Source organism: Streptomyces sp. NPDC046915 (assembly GCF_040644935.1).
Taxonomy (GTDB): Bacteria; Actinomycetota; Actinomycetes; order Streptomycetales; family Streptomycetaceae; genus Streptomyces.
Genome location: NZ_JBEYXB010000006.1, coordinates 39,979 through 58,390, shown reverse-complemented (window position 1 = coordinate 58,390; position 18,412 = coordinate 39,979). Strand labels below are relative to the sequence as shown.

Annotated in this window: 14 protein-coding genes; 3 read left to right on the top strand and 11 right to left on the bottom strand. The window is 72.1% G+C overall.

Annotated elements, in window-relative coordinates:
• Positions 1-18: 18 nt before the first annotated feature.
• Complete coding sequence (locus ABZ915_RS16825; RefSeq protein ID WP_361802629.1) at positions 19-876, bottom strand: inositol monophosphatase family protein; 858 nt, start codon at positions 874-876, stop codon at positions 19-21.
• 103 nt (positions 877-979) lie between these two features.
• The gene (locus tag ABZ915_RS16820; protein ID WP_361802626.1) at positions 980-2,791 is read right to left on the bottom strand and encodes a gamma-glutamyltransferase; all 1,812 of its coding nucleotides are present in this window, start codon (positions 2,789-2,791) and stop codon (positions 980-982) included.
• A gap of 232 nt (positions 2,792-3,023) precedes the next feature.
• On the opposite strand from ABZ915_RS16820, the gene ABZ915_RS16815 reads away from it, so the two are divergent.
• Positions 3,024-3,698 carry a hypothetical protein gene (locus ABZ915_RS16815; RefSeq protein ID WP_361802623.1) on the top strand — a complete coding sequence of 225 codons (675 nt, stop codon included), beginning with the start codon at positions 3,024-3,026 and terminating at the stop codon, positions 3,696-3,698.
• A 28-nt stretch (positions 3,699-3,726) separates the two neighbouring features.
• On the opposite strand, the gene ABZ915_RS16810 is transcribed toward ABZ915_RS16815, so the two are convergent.
• The 9 genes from ABZ915_RS16810 to ABZ915_RS16770 all read right to left on the bottom strand — a co-directional run bounded on the left by ABZ915_RS16810 (position 3,727) and on the right by ABZ915_RS16770 (position 14,823).
• Entirely contained in the window at positions 3,727-5,265 is a 1,539-nt protein-coding gene (locus ABZ915_RS16810) for an NCS1 family nucleobase:cation symporter-1 (protein ID WP_361802620.1), read from the bottom strand.
• A 118-nt stretch (positions 5,266-5,383) separates the two neighbouring features.
• Positions 5,384-6,403 carry a TIGR03842 family LLM class F420-dependent oxidoreductase gene (locus ABZ915_RS16805; RefSeq protein WP_361802617.1) on the bottom strand — a complete coding sequence of 340 codons (1,020 nt, stop codon included), beginning with the start codon at positions 6,401-6,403 and terminating at the stop codon, positions 5,384-5,386.
• Positions 6,404-6,539: 136 nt separating this feature from the next.
• Positions 6,540-7,943 (bottom strand): dihydropyrimidinase, encoded by a 1,404-nt coding sequence (gene hydA, locus ABZ915_RS16800; protein WP_361802614.1) that lies wholly within the window; start codon positions 7,941-7,943, stop codon positions 6,540-6,542.
• A gap of 31 nt (positions 7,944-7,974) precedes the next feature.
• Positions 7,975-8,817, bottom strand: coding sequence for a nitrilase-related carbon-nitrogen hydrolase (locus ABZ915_RS16795; protein ID WP_361802611.1), 843 nt, complete (start codon positions 8,815-8,817; stop codon positions 7,975-7,977).
• Between the two features lie 155 nt (positions 8,818-8,972).
• Positions 8,973-10,547 carry a PucR family transcriptional regulator gene (locus ABZ915_RS16790; RefSeq protein ID WP_361802608.1) on the bottom strand — a complete coding sequence of 525 codons (1,575 nt, stop codon included), beginning with the start codon at positions 10,545-10,547 and terminating at the stop codon, positions 8,973-8,975.
• Positions 10,548-10,594: 47 nt separating this feature from the next.
• Positions 10,595-11,881 carry an aspartate aminotransferase family protein gene (locus ABZ915_RS16785; protein WP_361802605.1) on the bottom strand — a complete coding sequence of 429 codons (1,287 nt, stop codon included), beginning with the start codon at positions 11,879-11,881 and terminating at the stop codon, positions 10,595-10,597.
• Positions 11,878-12,720: a nitrilase-related carbon-nitrogen hydrolase gene (locus ABZ915_RS16780; protein ID WP_361802602.1), complete on the bottom strand. Its 843-nt coding sequence runs from the start codon at positions 12,718-12,720 to the stop codon at positions 11,878-11,880. The genes ABZ915_RS16785 and ABZ915_RS16780 overlap by 4 nt, the downstream gene beginning before the upstream one ends.
• 172 nt (positions 12,721-12,892) lie before the next feature.
• On the bottom strand, positions 12,893-14,452 hold the full coding sequence (locus ABZ915_RS16775) for a hypothetical protein (RefSeq protein WP_361802599.1): 1,560 nt from the start codon (positions 14,450-14,452) through the stop codon (positions 12,893-12,895).
• Positions 14,453-14,556: 104 nt separating this feature from the next.
• On the bottom strand, positions 14,557-14,823 hold the full coding sequence (locus tag ABZ915_RS16770) for a helix-turn-helix transcriptional regulator (protein WP_361802596.1): 267 nt from the start codon (positions 14,821-14,823) through the stop codon (positions 14,557-14,559).
• Positions 14,824-14,855: 32 nt separating this feature from the next.
• On the opposite strand from ABZ915_RS16770, the gene map reads away from it, so the two are divergent.
• Positions 14,856-15,623, top strand: a complete 768-nt coding sequence (gene map, locus ABZ915_RS16765) for a type I methionyl aminopeptidase (RefSeq protein ID WP_361802593.1) — start codon at positions 14,856-14,858, stop codon at positions 15,621-15,623.
• 217 nt (positions 15,624-15,840) lie between these two features.
• Positions 15,841-18,399, top strand: coding sequence for an ATP-dependent Clp protease ATP-binding subunit (locus tag ABZ915_RS16760; RefSeq protein WP_361802590.1), 2,559 nt, complete (start codon positions 15,841-15,843; stop codon positions 18,397-18,399).
• Positions 18,400-18,412 lie beyond the last annotated feature (13 nt).

Sequence of the window (18,412 nt, the reverse complement as noted above, 5' to 3'; positions counted from 1 at the left end):
GCCGGGTGACGGGCCGGGTCAGACCGGGGTGCGCAGCAGCTCCACCACACGGCGGGCCGTGGCCGCGTCCCGGGCCGCGGTGAAGGGCAGGGCGTTGCCGCCCGTGATGCGGAACGGCTCGCCCGCGAGCGTACGGTGGTCGCCGCCCGCCTCCTCGACCAGCAGCAGGCCGGCCGTGTGGTCCCAGGCCGCCTCCCAGGAGAAGGCGGTCGCGTCCAACTCGCCGCGGGCGATGGCGAGGTACTCCAGCCCCGCGGAGCCGCACGGGCGCGGGGCCACGCCCGGGGCCCACAGGCCGAGCAGGGCGTGCTTCTGCTCGTCCGTGGTGTAGTCCGGGTGGGAGGTGGCGACGCGCAGGTCCCGGCCGGGGTCGGGGGTGCCGGCGTGCAGCGGCTCGCCGTCCAGGAAGGCGCCCCTGCCCCGTGCGGCGGTGGCCAGTTGGCCGCGGGCGGGTGCGTAGGTCCAGGAGGCGAGCGTGACGCCGCGGTGGGCGAGCGCGACCAGGGTGCAGAAGCCGTCGTCGCCGTGCACGAACTGCCGGGTGCCGTCGACGGGGTCGATGATCCAGACCGGCGCGTCGCCCTGGATCGCCTCGTACGTCGCCGGGTTGGCGTGCACCGCCTCCTCGCCCACGACGACGGAGCCGGGCAGCAGCGCGCCGAGCCTGTCCGTGAGGTACTGCTCCGCCAGGCGGTCGGCGTCGGTGACCAGGTCGTGCGGTCCGCTCTTCTGGTCGATCTCGTGCGCGCCGAGCCGGCGGAAGCGGGGCAGGATCTCGGCGGCGGCCGCCTCGCGGATCGCCTCCTCCACGTCGGCCGCGCGGCGGGTGAGGAACGTGCCGAGAAACTCGTCGATGGTTTCCGTGTGTCCGATCATGCCTCCATGAGAGCACGTGGCACTGACAATCCCCGCCGGGGTGGTGGACACCAGGTGGAATCGGGTTGAAGAAGCGGGGCGTCCTCTCGGGGAGGAGGCGGTGTCACCGCCCCACCGCGTACCCCTGCATGCCCCGCGGATTGGCCGCCGCCGACAGGATCCCGCTCTGCGGATCCCGGGCCACCGCGCACAGACGGCCCTCCGACCAGGCGGGACCGACCGTGACCTCGTGGCCGCGGCGCCGGAGCTCCTCGACGGTCCCGGGGGCGAGGCGGGACTCGACGGTCACGCTGCCGGGGCGTCTGCCGCGCGGGTAGAAGGAGCTGGGGAAGCTGTCGTTGTGCCAGTTCGGGGCGTCGATGGCGCCTTGGAGGTCGAGGCCGCCGCGGACGGGGGCGCACAGGGCGACGGCCAGGAAGAAGTGCAGCTGCCACTGGTCCTGCTGGTCGCCGCCGGGGGTGCCGAAGGCCATGACGGGCACGCCGTCGCGCAGCGCGAGGGAGGGGGTGAGGGTGCTGCGGGGGCGGCGGCCGGGGGTGAGGGTGTTCGGCAGGCCCTCCTCCAGCCAGGTCATCTGGAGCCGGGTGCCGAGGGGGAAGCCGAGTTCGGGGACGACCGGGTTGGACTGGAGCCAGCCGCCGCTGGGCGTGGCGGCGATCATGTTGCCCCAGCGGTCGACGACGTCGAGGTGGCAGGTGTCGCCGCGGGTGCCGCCGTGGGCGGTGATCTCGGGCTCGCCCGGGATCTTCATCACGGTGGGCTCGCCGACGCCCATCGGGTCGAAGCCGGGTTCCGTGCCGGCCGTCACGCGCGCGTGGACGGGCAGCCGGGGCACCCGTCCGTCAGGGTTGCCGGGCCGCAGCTCGTGCGAGGCCCGCGGGCCGACGAGGCGTCGCCGCTCGGCGTTGTACGCCTGCGACAGCAGTGTGCCGAGCGGCACCTCGGCGGCGTCCCCGTACCAGGCCTCCCGGTCGGCCATGGCGAGCTTGCAGCCCTCGACGAGCAGGTGGACGTAGTCGGCGGAGCCGTACGGGGGCAGCTCGGGCGGGAGCAGGGCGAGCTGCTGGAGGAGGGCGGGGCCCTGGCTCCAGGGGCCGGCCTTGCACACGGTCCAGCCGTTCCAGTCGTACGTCACCGGCCTCTCGTAGCGCGCGGACCAGCCGGCGAGGTCGGTGGCGGTGAGCGTGCCGGTGTGCCGCTCGCCGCTGGTGTCCAGGGTGGGGCGGGCGGCCTGCCGGACGAGCGCCTCGGCGATGAAGCCCGTGCGCCACACCTCGCGCGCGGCCTCGATGCGCGCCTCGCGGTCCCCGGCCCCGGCGGTCTCGGCGAGCAGCCGTTTCCAGGTGGCGGCGAGGGCTGGGTTGCGCAGCAGCTCGCCGGTCCGGGGTGCCCGGCCGCCGGGGAGGTACAGCTCCGCCGACGAGGTCCACTCCGTCTCGAACAGTTCCCGTACGGTCTCCACGGTGGCGCCGACGTTCTCCACGGGCGGGTGCCCGTGCTCGGCGTATCCGACGGCGTACTTCAGGACGTCGTCGAGGGACTTGGTGCCGTGGTCGCGCAGGAGCAGCATCCAGGCGTCGAACGCGCCGGGGACGGCCGCCGCGAGCGGTCCCGTGCCGGGTACGAGATCCAGACCGAGGCCCCTGTAGTGCGCGGCCGTCGCCCCCGCCGGCGCCACGCCCTGCCCGCACAGCACGCGCACCCCGCCGCCCGCCGGGGCGAGCAGGATCGGCACCTCGCCGGCGGGCCCGTTGAGGTGCGGCTCGACGACATGGAGCACGAAGGCGCCCGCCACGGCCGCGTCGTAGGCGTTGCCGCCGTCCTCCAGCACGGCCATCGCCGTCTGCGAGGCCAGCCAGTGCGTGGACGACACCATGCCGAAGGTGCCCTGGAGGGTGGGCCGGGTGGTGAACATACGGCGCAGGCTACCCAGTTGCCCCGCGAGATCGCCGGAGGCGACGGCAGGGACACCGGGGCAGACAGGGTCATGTCCGTAAGAGTCACAGCCCGTCAACAGCACTCCACCGTCACCGCGCAGGCACGGAGAGAGTTCGCACTTCCGCCCCACAGGGAGTCGTGTGACACTGGCGTCCCGTCCGCGGTGCGGACCCCCCATCCGCACATCCCTCCCCCACGAGAAGTGCGCCGTGCCCCCTCTTTCTCTGCCGCTCGCCCTGACCGCACGCCTGTCGCCGGTGGCCGTACTGGCCACGGCCGGCTGGGCGCTGGCGTCGGGTCCGTTCGCCCCGGCCCCGACCGCGACCGCCGGGCACCAGTCGGCCCAGAAGACGGCCGCCCAGTCGCCCTCGGCGCCGTCCTCGACGGCCGCGTCGACGACGTACGCCGGTGCGCCCGCCCCCTGCGGCAGCGTGACGGCGGCGACGGTCAAGTCGCTGGTGCCGGGTGCCAAGACGGCCGGGAAGGAGATCCCGTCCACCGACACGAAGCTGCGCCGCACCTGCTCCTGGAACGCGCTGAAGGGGTACGACTACCGCTGGCTCGACGTGTCCTTCGAGATAGCCGCCTCGGATCAGGCGGCACAGAAGGAGTACAAGGACCGTATAACGGAGAAAAGCGGCGGCGGGGATGTTCCGGGCGTCGGTGACGCCGGGTACTCCGTGGTGAACCTCACCACCGAGGACAAGCAGCAGACGCGCGAGGGCACGGTGCTGGTGCGCGTCTCCAACGCGCTGGTGGTGGTCACGTACAACGGCAGCGACTTCGAGACGAAGAAGGCGCCCGGTACGGACGAGATCAACAAGGGGGCCATCAAGGCCACCAAGGACGCGGTGCGGGCCCTGGAGGGCGGTCGGGCCGGCTGACCGCCCTCCGGGTCGCTCCGGTCGCTGCTCAGAACCCGGAGTGCGCGGTGGCTTCCTTCCGCCCGGTCAGCAGCATCAGCGCCAGGTAGAGCACGAACGAGGTGCCGAGGCCCACCGCCCAGCCGTAGTCGGCCAGCGAGGACAGGGCCGGGACGGGCCGGCCGTCGATCAGCGGCTTGAAGCTGGCACCGCCGACGGCCAGCACACCGCCCGCCACGAAGGCGACGACCGCCCGCCAGTTCCAGCCGCCCTCGTACCAGTACCGGCCGCCCGTGCGGTAGAGGTCGGTCAGGTCCAGCCGGGTGCGGCGCAGGAACCAGTAGTCGGCGATGAGGATGCCGGCGACCGTGCCCAGCAGACCGCCCACCAGGCCGAGCCAGGTGAAGATGTAGCCCTGCGGGTCGGAGTACAGCTTCCAGGGGAAGATCAGCACGCCGAGCACACAGGTGGCGAGGGCGCCGGTACGGAAACTGATCCTGCGGGGCGCGATGTTGGAGAAGTCGAAGGCCGGCGAGACCAGGTTGGCCGCGATGTTGACGGACAGGGTCGCCACCAGGACCGTCACCAGGGCGTACAGCAGACCCACCACGCTGTCGGTCTGCGCGGCCAGCTGTACCGGGTCCCAGATCGGCTTGCCGTACACCGCCTGCGAGCCCGAGGTCACCAGCACGGAGAGGAACGCGAAGAGGGTCATCGTGGTCGGCAGGCCGAGCGCCTGGCCCCAGGTCTGCGCCTTCTGGCTCTTTCCGTAGCGGGTGAAGTCCGGGATGTTCAGGGACAGCGTGGACCAGAAGCCGATCATGCCCATGAGGGAGGGCCAGAACAGCTTCCAGAAGTCGCCGCCCCAGCCCAGCTTGGAGGGCTGGTCGAACAGCGGGCCGAGGCCGCCGGCCTTGTCGCTCATCCACCACAGCATCACGAAGGCACCGACCAGCACGAAGGGCGCGGCCCAGTTCTCGAAGCGGCGGATCGTCTCCATGCCCCGGTAGATGATCGCGACCTGGATCGCCCAGAAGATCGCGAACGACAGCCACATCGTCCAGGCGTAGCCGCCGATGTGCGAGGCGTTCGACCAGCTGTCGCCGATCAGCTTCCCGGCGAGGAAGTAGATGGCCTCGCCGCCGATCCAGGTCTGGATGCCGAACCAGCCGCAGGCCACCAACGCCCTTACCACGGCGGGCAGGTTGGCGCCGCGCACACCGAAGGAGGCGCGGGCGAAGACCGGGAAGGGGATGCCGTACTTGGGTCCGGCGTGCCCGGTGAGCAGCATCGGCACGAGCACGATCAGGTTGGCCAGGGCGATGGTGAACACCGCCTGCTTCCAGTCCATGCCCACGGCGATGAGCCCGGAGGCGAGGGTCCAGGAGGCCGTGTTGTGGGCCATGCCGACCCAGAGCGCGGAGAAGTTGTAGGTGGTCCAGGTGCGTCCGGCCACCGGGACCGGGAGCAGGTCCTCGTTGGCGTAGGGGCCGCTGGGCTGCGGCGCACCGGGGGCGATCTCCACCCGGCCGTCGGCGAGGGTGACTTGGGAGGTGGGCGGTATGGCGGTGGGAGCGGTGTCGGTCATGGGCAGGCCAATCGAACGAGGTGGGACGGGAGAGGCCGTGCGGGCACTCGCCCCTCCCCGGGGACGGCGGGGAGGGGTGACCAGGAGTGGGGGGTTTACCGGAAAGCGGTGGTGGGGCTCAGGAGTTGACTGCGGGGATCACCTGCGACCCGTAGGCGTCGATGACGGTTTCCTGCGCGTCGTGCATGTCGTACACCGCGAACTGGTCGACGCCCAGCTCGCGGAGGGCGTTCAGTTTCTCGATGTGCTTCTCGGCCGGCCCGATCAGGCAGAACCGGTCGACGATCTCGTCCGGCACGAACTGGGTGTCGGGGTTGCCGCTGCGCCCGTGGTGGGCGTAGTCGTAGCTCTGCCGGGACTTGATGTAGTCGGTGAGTTCGTCGGGTACGGCCGCGGAGTGCTCACCGTACTTGGCGACCAGGTCGGCGACGTGGTTGCCGACCATCCCGCCGAACCACCGGCACTGCTCGCGGGCGTGGGCGAGCGCCTCGGGCGAGTCGTCCTCGGTGACGTAGGCGGGGGCGGCCACGCAGATCTTCACCTCGGACGGGTCGCGTCCGGCGGCGCGGGCCGCGTCCTTGACGGCCTTGACCATGTATTCGGTCAGATACAGGTCGGCCAGCTGGAGGATGAACCCGTCGGCCTCCTCGCCGGTCATCTTCAGCGCCTTGGGCCCGTACGCGGCCATCCACACGGGCAGTTCGGCGCCCGCCCTGATCCACGGGAATCTGATCACCGTGCCGCCGAGGTCGGCCTCCTCGCCCCGGCCGAGCGCCCGGATGACCTTCATGGCCTCGCTGATCCGGGCGAGGGTGTTGGGCTTGCGGCCCGCGACGCGCATCGCGGAGTCGCCGCGGCCGATGCCGCAGACGGTGCGGTTGCCGAACATGTCGTTGAGGGTGGCGAAGGTGGAGGCGGTGACCTCCCAGGTGCGGGTGCCCGGGTTGGTGACCATGGGGCCGACCTTCAGCCTGTCCGTGCTCGACAGGATCTGGCTGTAGATCACGAAGGGTTCCTGCCAGAGCACGGCGGAGTCGAAGGTCCAGCCGTAGGTGAAGCCGTTGCGCTCGGCGCGCTGCATCAGGCTGACGACCCGGGAGGCTGGAGGGTCAGTTTGTAGGACAAGTCCGAAGTCCATCGGTCTCCTTGCAGAGATCTAGTAGCGTTTCTTTCGCCCACCAAAGGGCCGGTTCGGGCTGGACCGCAATCTTCGGATTGGAAGCCCCCTCGGGGGCGGAGTCACGAGCGCCACTCCTAGTTGCTGTGGCGACACCTCATTGGAGGTACTGGCAAGTTGAGCGGGGCGTGTACAAGCCATGGCCGGCGCGCCCCGCAAACTGCCGCTGGTCGATGACTAGTTCGCCGCGCGAGAGCACGGTCTCGACCCGGCCGGTGGTGCGCCTGCCCTCGTACGCCGAGTAGTCGACGTTCATGTGGTGGGTCTCGGCGGACATGACCTGCTCGGCGTGCGGGTCGTAGATGACGATGTCGGCGTCGGCGCCCGGGGCGATGGTGCCCTTCTTCGGGTACATGCCGAACATGCGGGCCGGGGTGGCGCAGGCGATCTCGATCCAGCGGCGGCGGCTGATGTGTCCGTCGACGACGGCCTGGTGGAGCAGGTCCATGCGGTTCTCCACGCCCGGCAGGCCGTTGGGGATCTTGGAGAAGTCGCCGCGGCCGAGCTCCTTCTGGCCCGTGAAGCAGAAGGGGCAGTGGTCGGTGGAGACGACCTGGAGGTCGTTCGTCCTGAGCCCCTGCCACAGCTTGGCCTGGTGCTCCTTGGGGCGGAGCGGCGTGCTGCACACGTACTTCGAGCCCTCGAAGTCGGGCTCGGCGAGGTTGTCGGTCGACAGGAAGAGGTACTGCGGGCAGGTCTCGCCGAAGACGGGGAGCCCCTCGTCGCGTGCCCGCGCCAGTTCGGCCACCGCCTCCATGGCCGAGACGTGCACCACGTACAGCGGGGCGCCGGCGACCTGGGCGAGCCTGATGGCGCGGTGGGTGGCCTCGGCCTCCAGCAGGGCCTTGCGGACCTCGCCGTGGTACCTCGGGTCCGTCTCCCCGCGGGCCAGTGCCTGTTCCACCAGCACGTCGATGGCGATGCCGTTCTCCGCGTGCATCATGATCAGGCCGCCGTTCTCGGCGGAGCGCTGCATGGCGCGCAGGATCTGGCCGTCGTCGCTGTAGAAGACGCCCGGGTAGGCCATGAACTGCTTGAAGGAGGTCACGCCCTCCTCCACCAGCAGGTCCATCTCCTTCAGCGTCTCCTGGTTGACGTCGGAGACGATCATGTGGAAGCCGTAGTCGATGGCGCAGTTGCCCTCGGCCTTGGCGTGCCAGGCGTCCAGGCCCTCGCGCAGGGAGTGGCCGACGCTCTGCACCGCGAAGTCCACGATCGTGGTCGTGCCGCCCCAGGCGGCGGCCCGGGTGCCGGTCTCGAAGGTGTCGGAGGCGAAGGTGCCGCCGAAGGGCAGCTCCATGTGGGTGTGCGCGTCGACGCCGCCCGGGATGACGTACTTCCCGGTGGCGTCGATGACCCTGTCGGCGGTGAAGGCCTCGGCCGCCGGGGTGCCGGAGGCGGCGAGGGCGGCGATGCGGCCGTCCTCGATCAGGACGTCGGCGTGGATCTCGTCGGACGCGGTGACGACGAGGCCGCCACGGATCACGGTACGGCTGCTCATGGTCCCTCTCCTGCCAGGGTGAACGGTGCGGTCAGGGTGCGGTCAGCGGGGGGTATGCGTCGGGGCGGCGGTCCCGGTAGAACTGCCAGCGGTCGCGGACCTCCCGCAGCTTGGCCATGTCCAGGTCGCGGACGACGAGTTCGGGCTCCTTGTCGGAAGCCGGCTCGCCCACGAACTGGGCCTCCGGGTCGACGAAGTACGTCGTCCCGTAGAAGTCGTTGTCGCCCAGTTCCTCGACACCGACCCGGTTGATCGCGCCGACGAAGTACTCGTTGGCGACGGCCGCGGCCGGCTGCTCCAGCTGCCACAGGTAGGCGGACAGGCCGCGCGAGGTGGCCGACGGGTTGAAGACGATCTCGGCACCGGCCAGGCCCAGGGCCCGCCAGCCCTCCGGGAAGTGGCGGTCGTAGCAGATGTAGACACCGATCCTGCCGACCTTGGTGTCGAAGACCGGCCAGCCGGCGTTGCCGGGACGGAAGTAGAACTTCTCCCAGAATCCCGGCACTTGGGGAATGTGGTGCTTGCGGTACTTGCCGAGGTACGAGCCGTCCGCGTCGATCACGGCTGCCGTGTTGTACAGGACGCCTGGCTGCTCCTCCTCGTACATCGGCAGGATCAGGACGATGCCCAGTTCCTTGGCGAGCGCCTGGAAGCGCTTGACGATCGGACCGTCCGGGACCGCTTCCGCGTACTCGTAGAACGCCTTGTCCTGGACCTGGCAGAAGTAGGGTCCGTAGAACAGTTCCTGGAAGCACAGCACCTGGGCACCCTGCGCGGCCGCGTCGCGGGCCGCCTGCTCGTGCACCTGGATCATCGATTCCTTGTCGCCGGTCCAGGCGGTCTGGAAGAGGGCGGCACGGATCACTCTGCTCATCGGGACCTCCGGTCGCTCGGTGTGCGGCGAGCCTAGGAAGTCCGAAAGTCCACTTTGAGTTGCAGCGTGTCACGTCTGCGGGTGGGCGGCGTGCCACTGTGTCACGTGTTGCCGAGCCCATGTTTCACCGCCGTTTTCGCAGGTCATCCTATGTTTCAGCCCTGTTGCGCGTCGTGTGCGAGGAGTGCGATGTGCACGGAGGCGGCCTGCTCGAAGTCGTCCAGGTCGACGCCGAGGCGGCCCTGTATCGCTTCCAGCCGGCGGTAGAGCGCGGGCCGGGAGACGTGGTGGAGCTGGGCGGTACGGGACTTGTTGCGGCCGGTGGCGAGGTAGGTGCGCAGGACGTTCAGCAGGTCCTGGCCGGTGTCGCACAGCAGCCCGTCCAGCTCCCGTTCGGCGAAGGACTGCACGTGCGGGTCGTCCCGCAGCAGCCGGACCAGGCCGCGCAGATGGACGTCCCGGAGGCGGACGACGGCCGGGAGGGCCAGGGCGGCCGAGGAGTCGGCCACGGCGTCGGCGACGTGCTGGGCCTCGCGCAGCCCGGCGGGCACGTCGTCCCAGGCGGTCCGCGGATCGGCGGCGGCGACCACCGTGCGGGCCTCCCCGGTCTCGGTGCGCAGCCGGGCCGCGAAGTGTCCGGCGAGCGCGTCGGCGTCCTGGTCCCGGGCGAGGCTGAGCAGCACGGCGGTGGCCCCGTCGGCCAGCTCGGCGACGAGCCCCGGCAGGCCCAGCAGCCTGAGCAGGCGGTCGAGCCCGGCGGGTTCCGTGTCCCGCACGACCAGCGGCACGAAGGTGCGCCGGTTGACCGGCAGCCCGGCCGCGCGGGCCCGGGGCAGCAGGTGGCGGGCCGGTACGACGCCGGAGACCAGGTCGGTCAGCAGGCTCTGCGCGGACTGCTCCTCCCAGGTGTGGGCGGCGGCGCCGCCGAGCATGCGGTGCAGGACGAGGGCCTCGGCGGCGCGGTCGGCGAGCAGCCGTCCGGTGGCGGTGTCGCCCCGGTATCCGCACAGCACGAGCCGGCCCCACCGCTCCCCGCGCCCGCCGAGGTCGGCGCGGATCCAGCCGTCGCCGGGGCCGCCGCCCGCCTGCCGGGCGATGCGTTCCCAGTCGCGCAGTACGTCGTCCACCGCGGACCGCTCCCCCGCCGTGGCCAGCACGCGGTGGGCGAGGTTGGTGACGACGACGGGACAGCCGCTGTGCTGGGCCACCTCGTCCAGCAGGCCTTGCAGCGGGGCACCCGCGGTGATGAGCCCGGTGAGGGCGGTGCGTACCGCCTCCGACAGGCTCACGGCGGCGAACTTCCGCCGCACCAGCCGGGACTGCACCTCCTCGGTGAGTTCGGCGAAGGGGAACGGGCGGTGCAGGACGACCAGGGGCAGCCCGCACCGCTCGGCGGCCCGGCGCATGACGTCCGGCGGGGCGGGGAAGGCCCGGCCGAGCCCGAGGACGACGGCCGCGGCCTCCGCGCGGTGCAGCGACTGGATGTACTCGGCCTGCTTGCCCTCGTCGCCGGCGAGCAGCACTCCGGTGGTGAGCACCATCTCGCCGCCGCTGAGCATCACGCCGACGTCGGGGGCCTCGGCGACGTGCACCCAGCGCACGGGCCGGTCGAGCTGGGCGGCGCCGGCCACCACCTCCGGCTCCCCGGCGAGCACCCGCTCCAGATTGAGGACCTGCCGGACCGACAGGGCGGGCTCCAGGCTCTGGAGGGTCTCGAAGGTGGTGGCCATGACCTTGTTCCCTTGCTCATGTGCTGCCCGGGGCAGCCCGGTCGGTGCTACCAGGTGCTCCTCAGAGCGCGTTCGAGGATCGCGGCGCCCTCCTCGGCCTCCGCGACGGTCAGGGACAGCGGCGGCGCGATGCGCAGGGCGCTGGTGTTGTGGCCGCCGCCCTTGCCGAGGAGCAGTCCGTCCGCGCGGGCCGCCTCCAGCACCGCGGCGGCCGCCTGCGGATCGGCCCGGTCGGTGCCGGGCTTGACCAGTTCGACGCCGATCATCAGCCCGCGGCCGCGGACCTCCCGTACGCCGGGCAGCTGCGCGGCGACGGCCCGCAGCCGTTCGATGAGCAGCCCGCCCACGCGCCGGGCGTTGCCCTGGAGGTCGTGCTCCAGCAGGTACGTCAGGTTGGCCAGGCCCGCCGCCATGGTGATCTGGGTGCCGCCGAAGGTGGAGATGCTGTTGGCGTCCAGGCAGTTCATGATCTCGGCGCGGGCGACGACGCCGCCGATGGACATGCCGTTGCCGATGCCCTTGGCGAAGGTGAGCATGTCCGGCGGTCCGCTGCCGGCGTGCGCCTGCCAGCCCCAGAAGTGGTCGCCGGTGCGGCCCCAGCCGGTCTGCACCTCGTCGGCGATCCACAGGATGCCCTGCTCGCGCAGGACCTCACGGAACGCGGCGTACAGGCCGTCGGGCGGGGAGGTGAAGCCGCCGACGCCCTGGATGGGCTCGGCGATCAGTGCGGCGGGCGGGCGGGTGTGCCCGAGGATGTCCTTCAGGTCCTCGACGCAGGCGGCGATGAACTCGTCGTCGCCCAGCCCGGCGTACGGGCCGCGGGTGCGCACACCGCCGTGGACGTACAGGGTCTGGAGCGGGGACAGGGAGGTCGGGGACCAGCCGCGGTTGCCGGTGATGCCGACCGCGCTGAAGGAGCGGCCGTGGTAGCTGTTGCGCATCGCCAGGACGGTGTTGCTGCGCCGGTAGGCGGTGGCGAGCAGCAGGGCGGTGTCGTTGGCCTCGGTGCCGGAGGTGGTGAAGAAGACCCGGGCGTCCGGGATGCCGGACAACTGGGCGATCCGTTCGGCGAGTTCGACCAGCGGCCGGTTGAGGTAGAGCGTGGAGGAGTGGATGATCCGCCCGGCCTGCTCGCTCACCGCCTTGGTCACCTCGGGCAGGGCGTGCGCGGTCATCGTGGTGAGGATGCCGCCGAAGAAGTCGAGGTAGCGCTTGCCTGCGGCGTCCCAGACGTACCGGCCCTCGCCGTGGGTGAGCTCGATCGGGTCCTCGTAGTAGAGGGCGAGCCAGTCGGGCAGGACGGCCCGGTGGCGGCCCAGCAGGTCCTTGGTCACGGCTGCACCAGCCCTTCGTAGGCGTCGGGGCGGCGGTCGCGGTAGAACGCCCACGTCTGCCGCACTTCTTCGATGAGGTCGAAGTCGAGGTCGCGGACGAGTAGTTCCTCCTTGGTGTCGCTGGCGGTCTCGCCGACGAACTGGCCGCGCGGGTCGACGAAGTAGCTCGTGCCGTAGAAGTCGTTGTCGCCGTATTCCTCGACGCCGACCCGGTTGATCGCGGCGACGAAGTACTCGTTGGCGACGGCCGCGGCGGGCTGTTCCAGCCGCCACAGGTGGGAGGACAGGCCGCGGTGGGTGGCGGACGGGTTGTAGACGAGCTGGGCGCCGTTCAGGCCGAGTTGCCGCCAGCCCTCCGGGAAGTGCCGGTCGTAGCAGATGTAGACGCCGATCCTGCCGACGGCGGTGTCGAAGACGGGCCAGCCGAGGTTGCCCGGCCTGAAGTAGTACTTCTCCCAGAAGCCCTTGACCTGCGGAATGTGGTGCTTGCGGTACTTGCCGAGGTAGCTGCCGTCGGCGTCGATCACGGCCGCGGTGTTGTAGTAGTGACCCGACTGCTCGATCTCGAACACCGGGACGACGATCACCATGCCTGTCTCGCGGGCCAGTTCCCGCATACGGCTGACGGTCGGCCCGTCGGGCACCTGCTCGGCCCAGCGGTAGTGCTCCGCCTCCTGGACCTGACAGAAGTAGGGGGCGTTGAAGACTTCCTGGAACCCGATGACCTTGACGCCCCGCCGGGCGGCCTCGCGGGCGTGCTCCTCGTGTTTCGCCACCATGGACGCGGTGTCGCCGGTCCAGGTGGCTTGGACCAGTGCGGCGCGGACGACGTTCGCCATGAGCTGCTCCTTCGACGGGACGTTCATCCCTCTACGCCCGTAGACGCGGGGCCGTAGAGGCTCGAACGTAAGCCTCCCGGACGGCCTTGCCAAGACCATCGCCGTCAACCCGCGGAGTCGACCGTGTTTCGCACTCCAGTGGGCGATCGGGGTTTGCGCGCGGGTACGGCGTTCAGGCGGTGAACCCGGCGACCCGGACGGCATGCAGCAGGTCCCAGTGCCGCTCCTGGGAGACGCCCCGCGCGGCCTGGAGCAGCAGCGGCAGGAGACGCCGCGGGTCGGCGGCGACGCTGCGCGCGGCCTCCTCGGGGGTGCGGACCCGGACGTAGGCGTCCAGCAGGACCCGCACCTCGCGCCCGCGGCCCTGCGCGTCCAGTGCCAGCACGGCCTCGGCTATCTCGGCGGCGGGCCGGGCGACGCCCTGCCGCAGGATCTGCTGCCCGTCGGCGGAGCGCCCCGCCGCGTCCAGGGCGTCGGCCGCGGCCACCAGCCGGTCGGCGGGCAGCGAGGCGGCCTCCCAGAGCAGGGTGGTCCAGTCGGCGCCGAGCCCGGCGCGCCGGAGTTCCGCCGCGAGCGGCGGGAGGCGGGAGGCGGGCCAGTACGCGGCCTCGGCCAGCAGGGCGTGCGCCTCGCCGCTGCGGCCCTCCGCGCGCAGCCGTACGAGCCGCTCGACGGCCCCCGCGACGGCCCGCGCCGCCTCTGCGTCGCTGGCGTCCGTGGCGTCCGTGGCGTCCGTGGGCTCGGCCCGCGGCATCGGCTGCCGCACCTCCTGCGCGGCTCCGGCGAACCGGGCACCGCGCGGCGTGCGCCGGGGCGCGGGCGCCGGGTCGGCGGCGAGCGGCCGCGACGGGGTCCGCGTCACCTCCGGCATGACGGCCGGCGCCGCCTCGTCCTCGGCCATCCCGGCGAAGCGGGCACTGCCCCGGCGGCGCTTGCGCTGCTTGGGGGCGGTGGGGGGCGGCTCGGGGGCGGGGGCCCATTCGGGCGTGGGGTGCGCGGACGGGGCCGGGGCGGTGGCGGCGGGTTCGGGCGGGGCGGGGTGCTCGTGGCCGGCGTCCGGTGTCCGGTCGGGGCGGCGGAAGGGATGGAAGTCGGTGGGGTCGGGTGCGGTGGTCCGCCGGCCGTCGGCCGGGGCCGCCTCGCCGCCGTCGGCCGGGGAGCCGTGCTCGACGCGGAGGACATCCCCGTCCGCGTCCCGCCGGGCGGCCGGCGTGCCGCCCGGCGCACGCCGGTCCAGGTCGGCCATGCGGGACCGGAGCTCCGCGCACCGCGCGGTGGCGCGTTCGTGGTCGTCGTGGGCCCAGGCGAGGTCGAGGCGGAGGGCGTCGGCCGCCTGAGGCGTGGTCGCCGCGGCGAGCAGCCCGTTCAGTTCGGCCTGCCGTTCGGCGGCGTACCGCTGCTCGCGCAGCATCGTGTCGAGCCGGTCGCCCAGTTCCGCCCGGACGCCCGGCAGGGAGTCGTATGCGGCGAGCGCGGCCTGGTGCAGCACCCGGGCCCGTCCCCCTTCGGCTTCCGCGGCCGGGGCGCCGTACGTCACCGCGAGGTCGTGCAGGAGCGCGTCCACCACGTCCCACGGCGGCACCTCACGCCCGCCGAGGCAGGCCCGCATGCCTTCGGGGTCGCGCTGCCAGAACACCCCGCACCAGCCGCCGCCCTGGTCCAGGCGCGTCAGCAGACCGTCCAGGTAGTTCGCGAACTCCCGTACCTGCCCAGGGAGTTGATCCACAGCCATCGCCCAACTCCCGCCAGACCGGAGCACTCCGGCTCCGTAGGCAACACCAGTCGTGTTACAGCGCTGCTACGTCCAGTTTTCGGCGAAGCTGCGCGAGCCGCCCATTACGGGTTCTTGACCGGCAAGCCGGCGAGCTCGCACCGCTCCGCCACGTGGTCCATCGACAGACCGAGCGCCCGGGCCAGCGCGGCCACCGTGAAGAACGCCGGAGTGGGAGCACGGCCCGTCTCGATCTTGCGAAGGGTCTCGGCCGAGATGCCCGCCTCGGCGGCGACATCCGTCATGCTCCGCTGGCCACGCGCTTCACGCAGCAACCGCCCGAGCCGCTCGCCGCGCTCGCGCTCCTCGGGGGTGAGAGGGGTACGCACCATGCCGTCATTCTAATACCGGTATAGTAATTGGCATGATGGAACTGAAGACGGACACGTCGATCGAAGCGATGCACGCGGCGGGCCAGGTCGTGGGGCGGGCCCTCACGGCCGTACGGAAGGCCGCCGCCGTGGGCGTCACCCTGCTGGAACTGGACGAGGTGGCACGGGAGGTGCTGCGCGAGGCGGGCGCCACCTCACCGTTCCTCGGCTACCGCCCCTCCTTCGCCCCGACCCCGTTCCCCGCGGTGATCTGCGCCTCCGTCAACGACGCGATCGTGCACGGAATCCCGGACCGGTACCGGCTGCGCGACGGGGACCTGGTCTCCATCGACTGCGGCGCCGTGGTGGACGGCTGGGCCGGAGACTCGGCGATCAGCTTCACCGTGGGACGGGCCCGCCCGGCCGACGTGACACTGATCGAGACGGCCGAGCGGGCCCTGGCGGCAGGCATCGCGGCGGCGGTCGTCGGCAACCGCATCGGCGACATCGCCCACGCCGTCGGCACGGTCTGCCGGACGGCGGGGTACGGCATCATGGAGGACTACGGCGGCCACGGCATCGGCCGCCGCATGCACGAGGACCCCCCGGTCCCGAACGAGGGCCGCCCCGGCCGGGGCCTCCCCCTGCGCCACGGCATGGTCCTGGCGATCGAACCGATGCTGATCGCCGGCGGAACCGACGCCTACCACGCGGCTCCGGACGGCTGGACACTCCGCACGAACGACGGCTCCCGGGCGGCCCACACGGAACACACGGTGGCGATCACAGAGGCGGGCCCGCGCATTCTCACGGAGCGGTAGACCAGCTGACCTAGGGGCGCGGGGCTGTATCGATATACGGCTCCGCCGCGTGGGCGCGACAAACCCCCACTCAGCCGCACTCGCAGAACGACCTGAAAGCCCCAAATCATCGGCGCTCCGAACATGCCACCAGAAACAGAACGTGCCATCGTGGCATGAGCGCACCCCAACCCGGTTACCCGGCGGGAGCCACCCGTCAGCGAAGGAAACGGAAACGATGACCAGCGGCTTCATCGGCCCGGAGGGCGACCCCTTCGGCGAATTCCTCGCCCGCTTCTTCGGCGGATCCGGCCCCGGTACCGGACCCCGCCAGATCGACATCGGCCGTCTGCTGAGCCAGCCGGCCCGGGAACTGGTGAGAGGCGCCGCCCAGTACGCCGCCGAGCACGGCAGCCGGGACCTGGACACGCAGCACCTGCTGCGCGCGGCGCTCTCCGCCGAACCCACCCGGAGTCTGCTCAGCCGGGCCGGCGCGAACCCGGACTCGCTCGCGACGGAGATCGACGAGCGGTCCGGCCCGGTCCAGCATCCGCCGGGCGAGGCACCGCCGCCGACGACGCTGTCCCTGACCCCGGCGGCCAAGCGCGCCCTGCTGGACGCGCACGACCTGGCCCGCTCGCGCGGCGCCGGGTACATCGGCCCCGAGCACGTGCTGAGCGCGCTGGCCGCGAACCCGGACTCGGCCGCCGGGCACATCCTGCACGCGGCCCGTTACGCGTCCTCCGGTCTTCCGCCCGGGGCCCCCGAGGCCGCCGAGCGGACGCAGACCGCCGAGCGGCAGCGCCCCACGTCCACGCCGACGCTGGACAAGTACGGCCGCGACCTGACCGAACTGGCCCGGCAGGGGGGCATCGACCCCGTGATCGGGCGGGACGACGAGATCGAGCAGACCATCGAGGTGCTCTCCCGGCGCGGCAAGAACAACCCGGTCCTGATCGGTGACGCGGGCGTCGGCAAGACCGCGATCGTGGAGGGCCTGGCCCAGCGGATCGCCGACGGGGACGTGCCCGACGTCCTCCTCGGGCGCCGCGTGGTCGCCCTGGACCTGACCGGGGTGGTCGCGGGCACCCGCTTCCGCGGCGACTTCGAGGAACGGCTGAACAACATCGTCGGCGAGATCCGCGCCCACTCCGACCGCCTGATCGTCTTCATCGACGAGCTGCACACCGTCGTCGGCGCGGGCGGTGGCGGCGAGGGCGGGGCGATGGACGCCGCCAACATCCTCAAGCCCGCGCTGGCCCGCGGCGAGCTGCACATCGTCGGCGCGACCACGCTGGAGGAGTTCCGGCGGATCGAGAAGGACGCGGCGCTGGCCCGCCGCTTCCAGCCGGTCCTGGTGCCGGAGCCGACCGTCGCGGACGCCGTCGAGATCCTGCGCGGGCTGCGTGACCGGTACGAGGCCCACCACCAGGTCCGCTACACCGACGAGGCGCTGGTGGCCGCCGTGGAGCTGTCCGACCGCTACCTCGCCGACCGCCGCCTGCCGGACAAGGCGATCGACCTGATCGACCAGGCGGGGGCGCGGGTGCGGCTGGGCGCCCGGACCAAGGGCACGGACGTACGCGCCATGGAGCGCGAGGTCGAGCAGCTGACCCGGGACAAGGACCAGGCGGTCGCGGACGAGCAGTACGAGCAGGCGACCCAGCTCAGGGACCGCATCACCGGGCTGAAGCAGCGGATCGCGGAGACCGCCGGCGAGGACCGGGCCGACGAGGGCCAGGACCTGGAGGTGACGACCGAGGCCATCGCCGAGGTGGTGGCCCGGCAGACCGGCATCCCGGTCAGCCGCCTCACACAGGAGGAGAAGGAGCGGCTGCTGGGCCTGGAACAGCACCTGCACCAGCGGGTGGTCGGCCAGAACGAGGCGGTCGCGGTGGTCGCCGAGGCCGTGATGCGCTCGCGGGCCGGGCTGGCGAGCCCCGACCGGCCGATCGGCAGCTTCCTGTTCCTGGGCCCGACCGGTGTCGGCAAGACCGAGCTGGCCAGGGCGCTGGCGGAGGCGCTGTTCGGCAGCGAGGACCGGATGGTCCGCCTGGACATGAGCGAGTACCAGGAGCGGCACACCGTCTCCCGGCTGGTCGGCGCCCCGCCCGGCTACGTCGGTCACGAGGAGGCCGGCCAGCTCACCGAGGTGGTGCGCAGGCACCCGTACTCGCTGCTGCTCCTGGACGAGGTGGAGAAGGCGCACCCGGACGTCTTCAACATCCTGCTCCAGGTGCTGGACGACGGGCGGCTGACCGACTCGCAGGGCCGCACCGTCGACTTCACCAACACCGTCATCGTGATGACCAGCAACCTCGGCTCCGAGGCGATCAACCGGCGCGGCGCCGGCATCGGCTTCGGGCCGGGCGGCGCCGAGGCCGACGAGGAGGCGCGGCGGGAGCAGATCCTGAGGCCGTTGCGCGAGCACTTCCGGCCGGAGTTCCTGAACCGCATCGACGAGATCGTCGTCTTCCGTCAGCTCAGCGCCGAGCAGCTGCGGCGGATCACGGATCTGCTGCTGGAGCGGACCCGCCGGATGCTGCACGCGCAGGGCGTCACGGTGGAGTTCGCCGACGCGGCCGTGAACTGGCTGGCCGAACGCGGCTACGAGCCGGAGTACGGCGCCCGGCCGCTGCGCCGCACCATCCAGCGCGAGGTCGACAACGAGTTCTCCCGGCTGCTGCTCGACGGCCGGATCGGGGAGGGCAGCCGGGTGACGGTGGACGTGGCGGACGGGCGGCTGGTGTTCCGCACGGAGGATCTGGCCGAGAAGCCACCCGCCTCCGAGTTGTGAGCCCGTCCCCGAT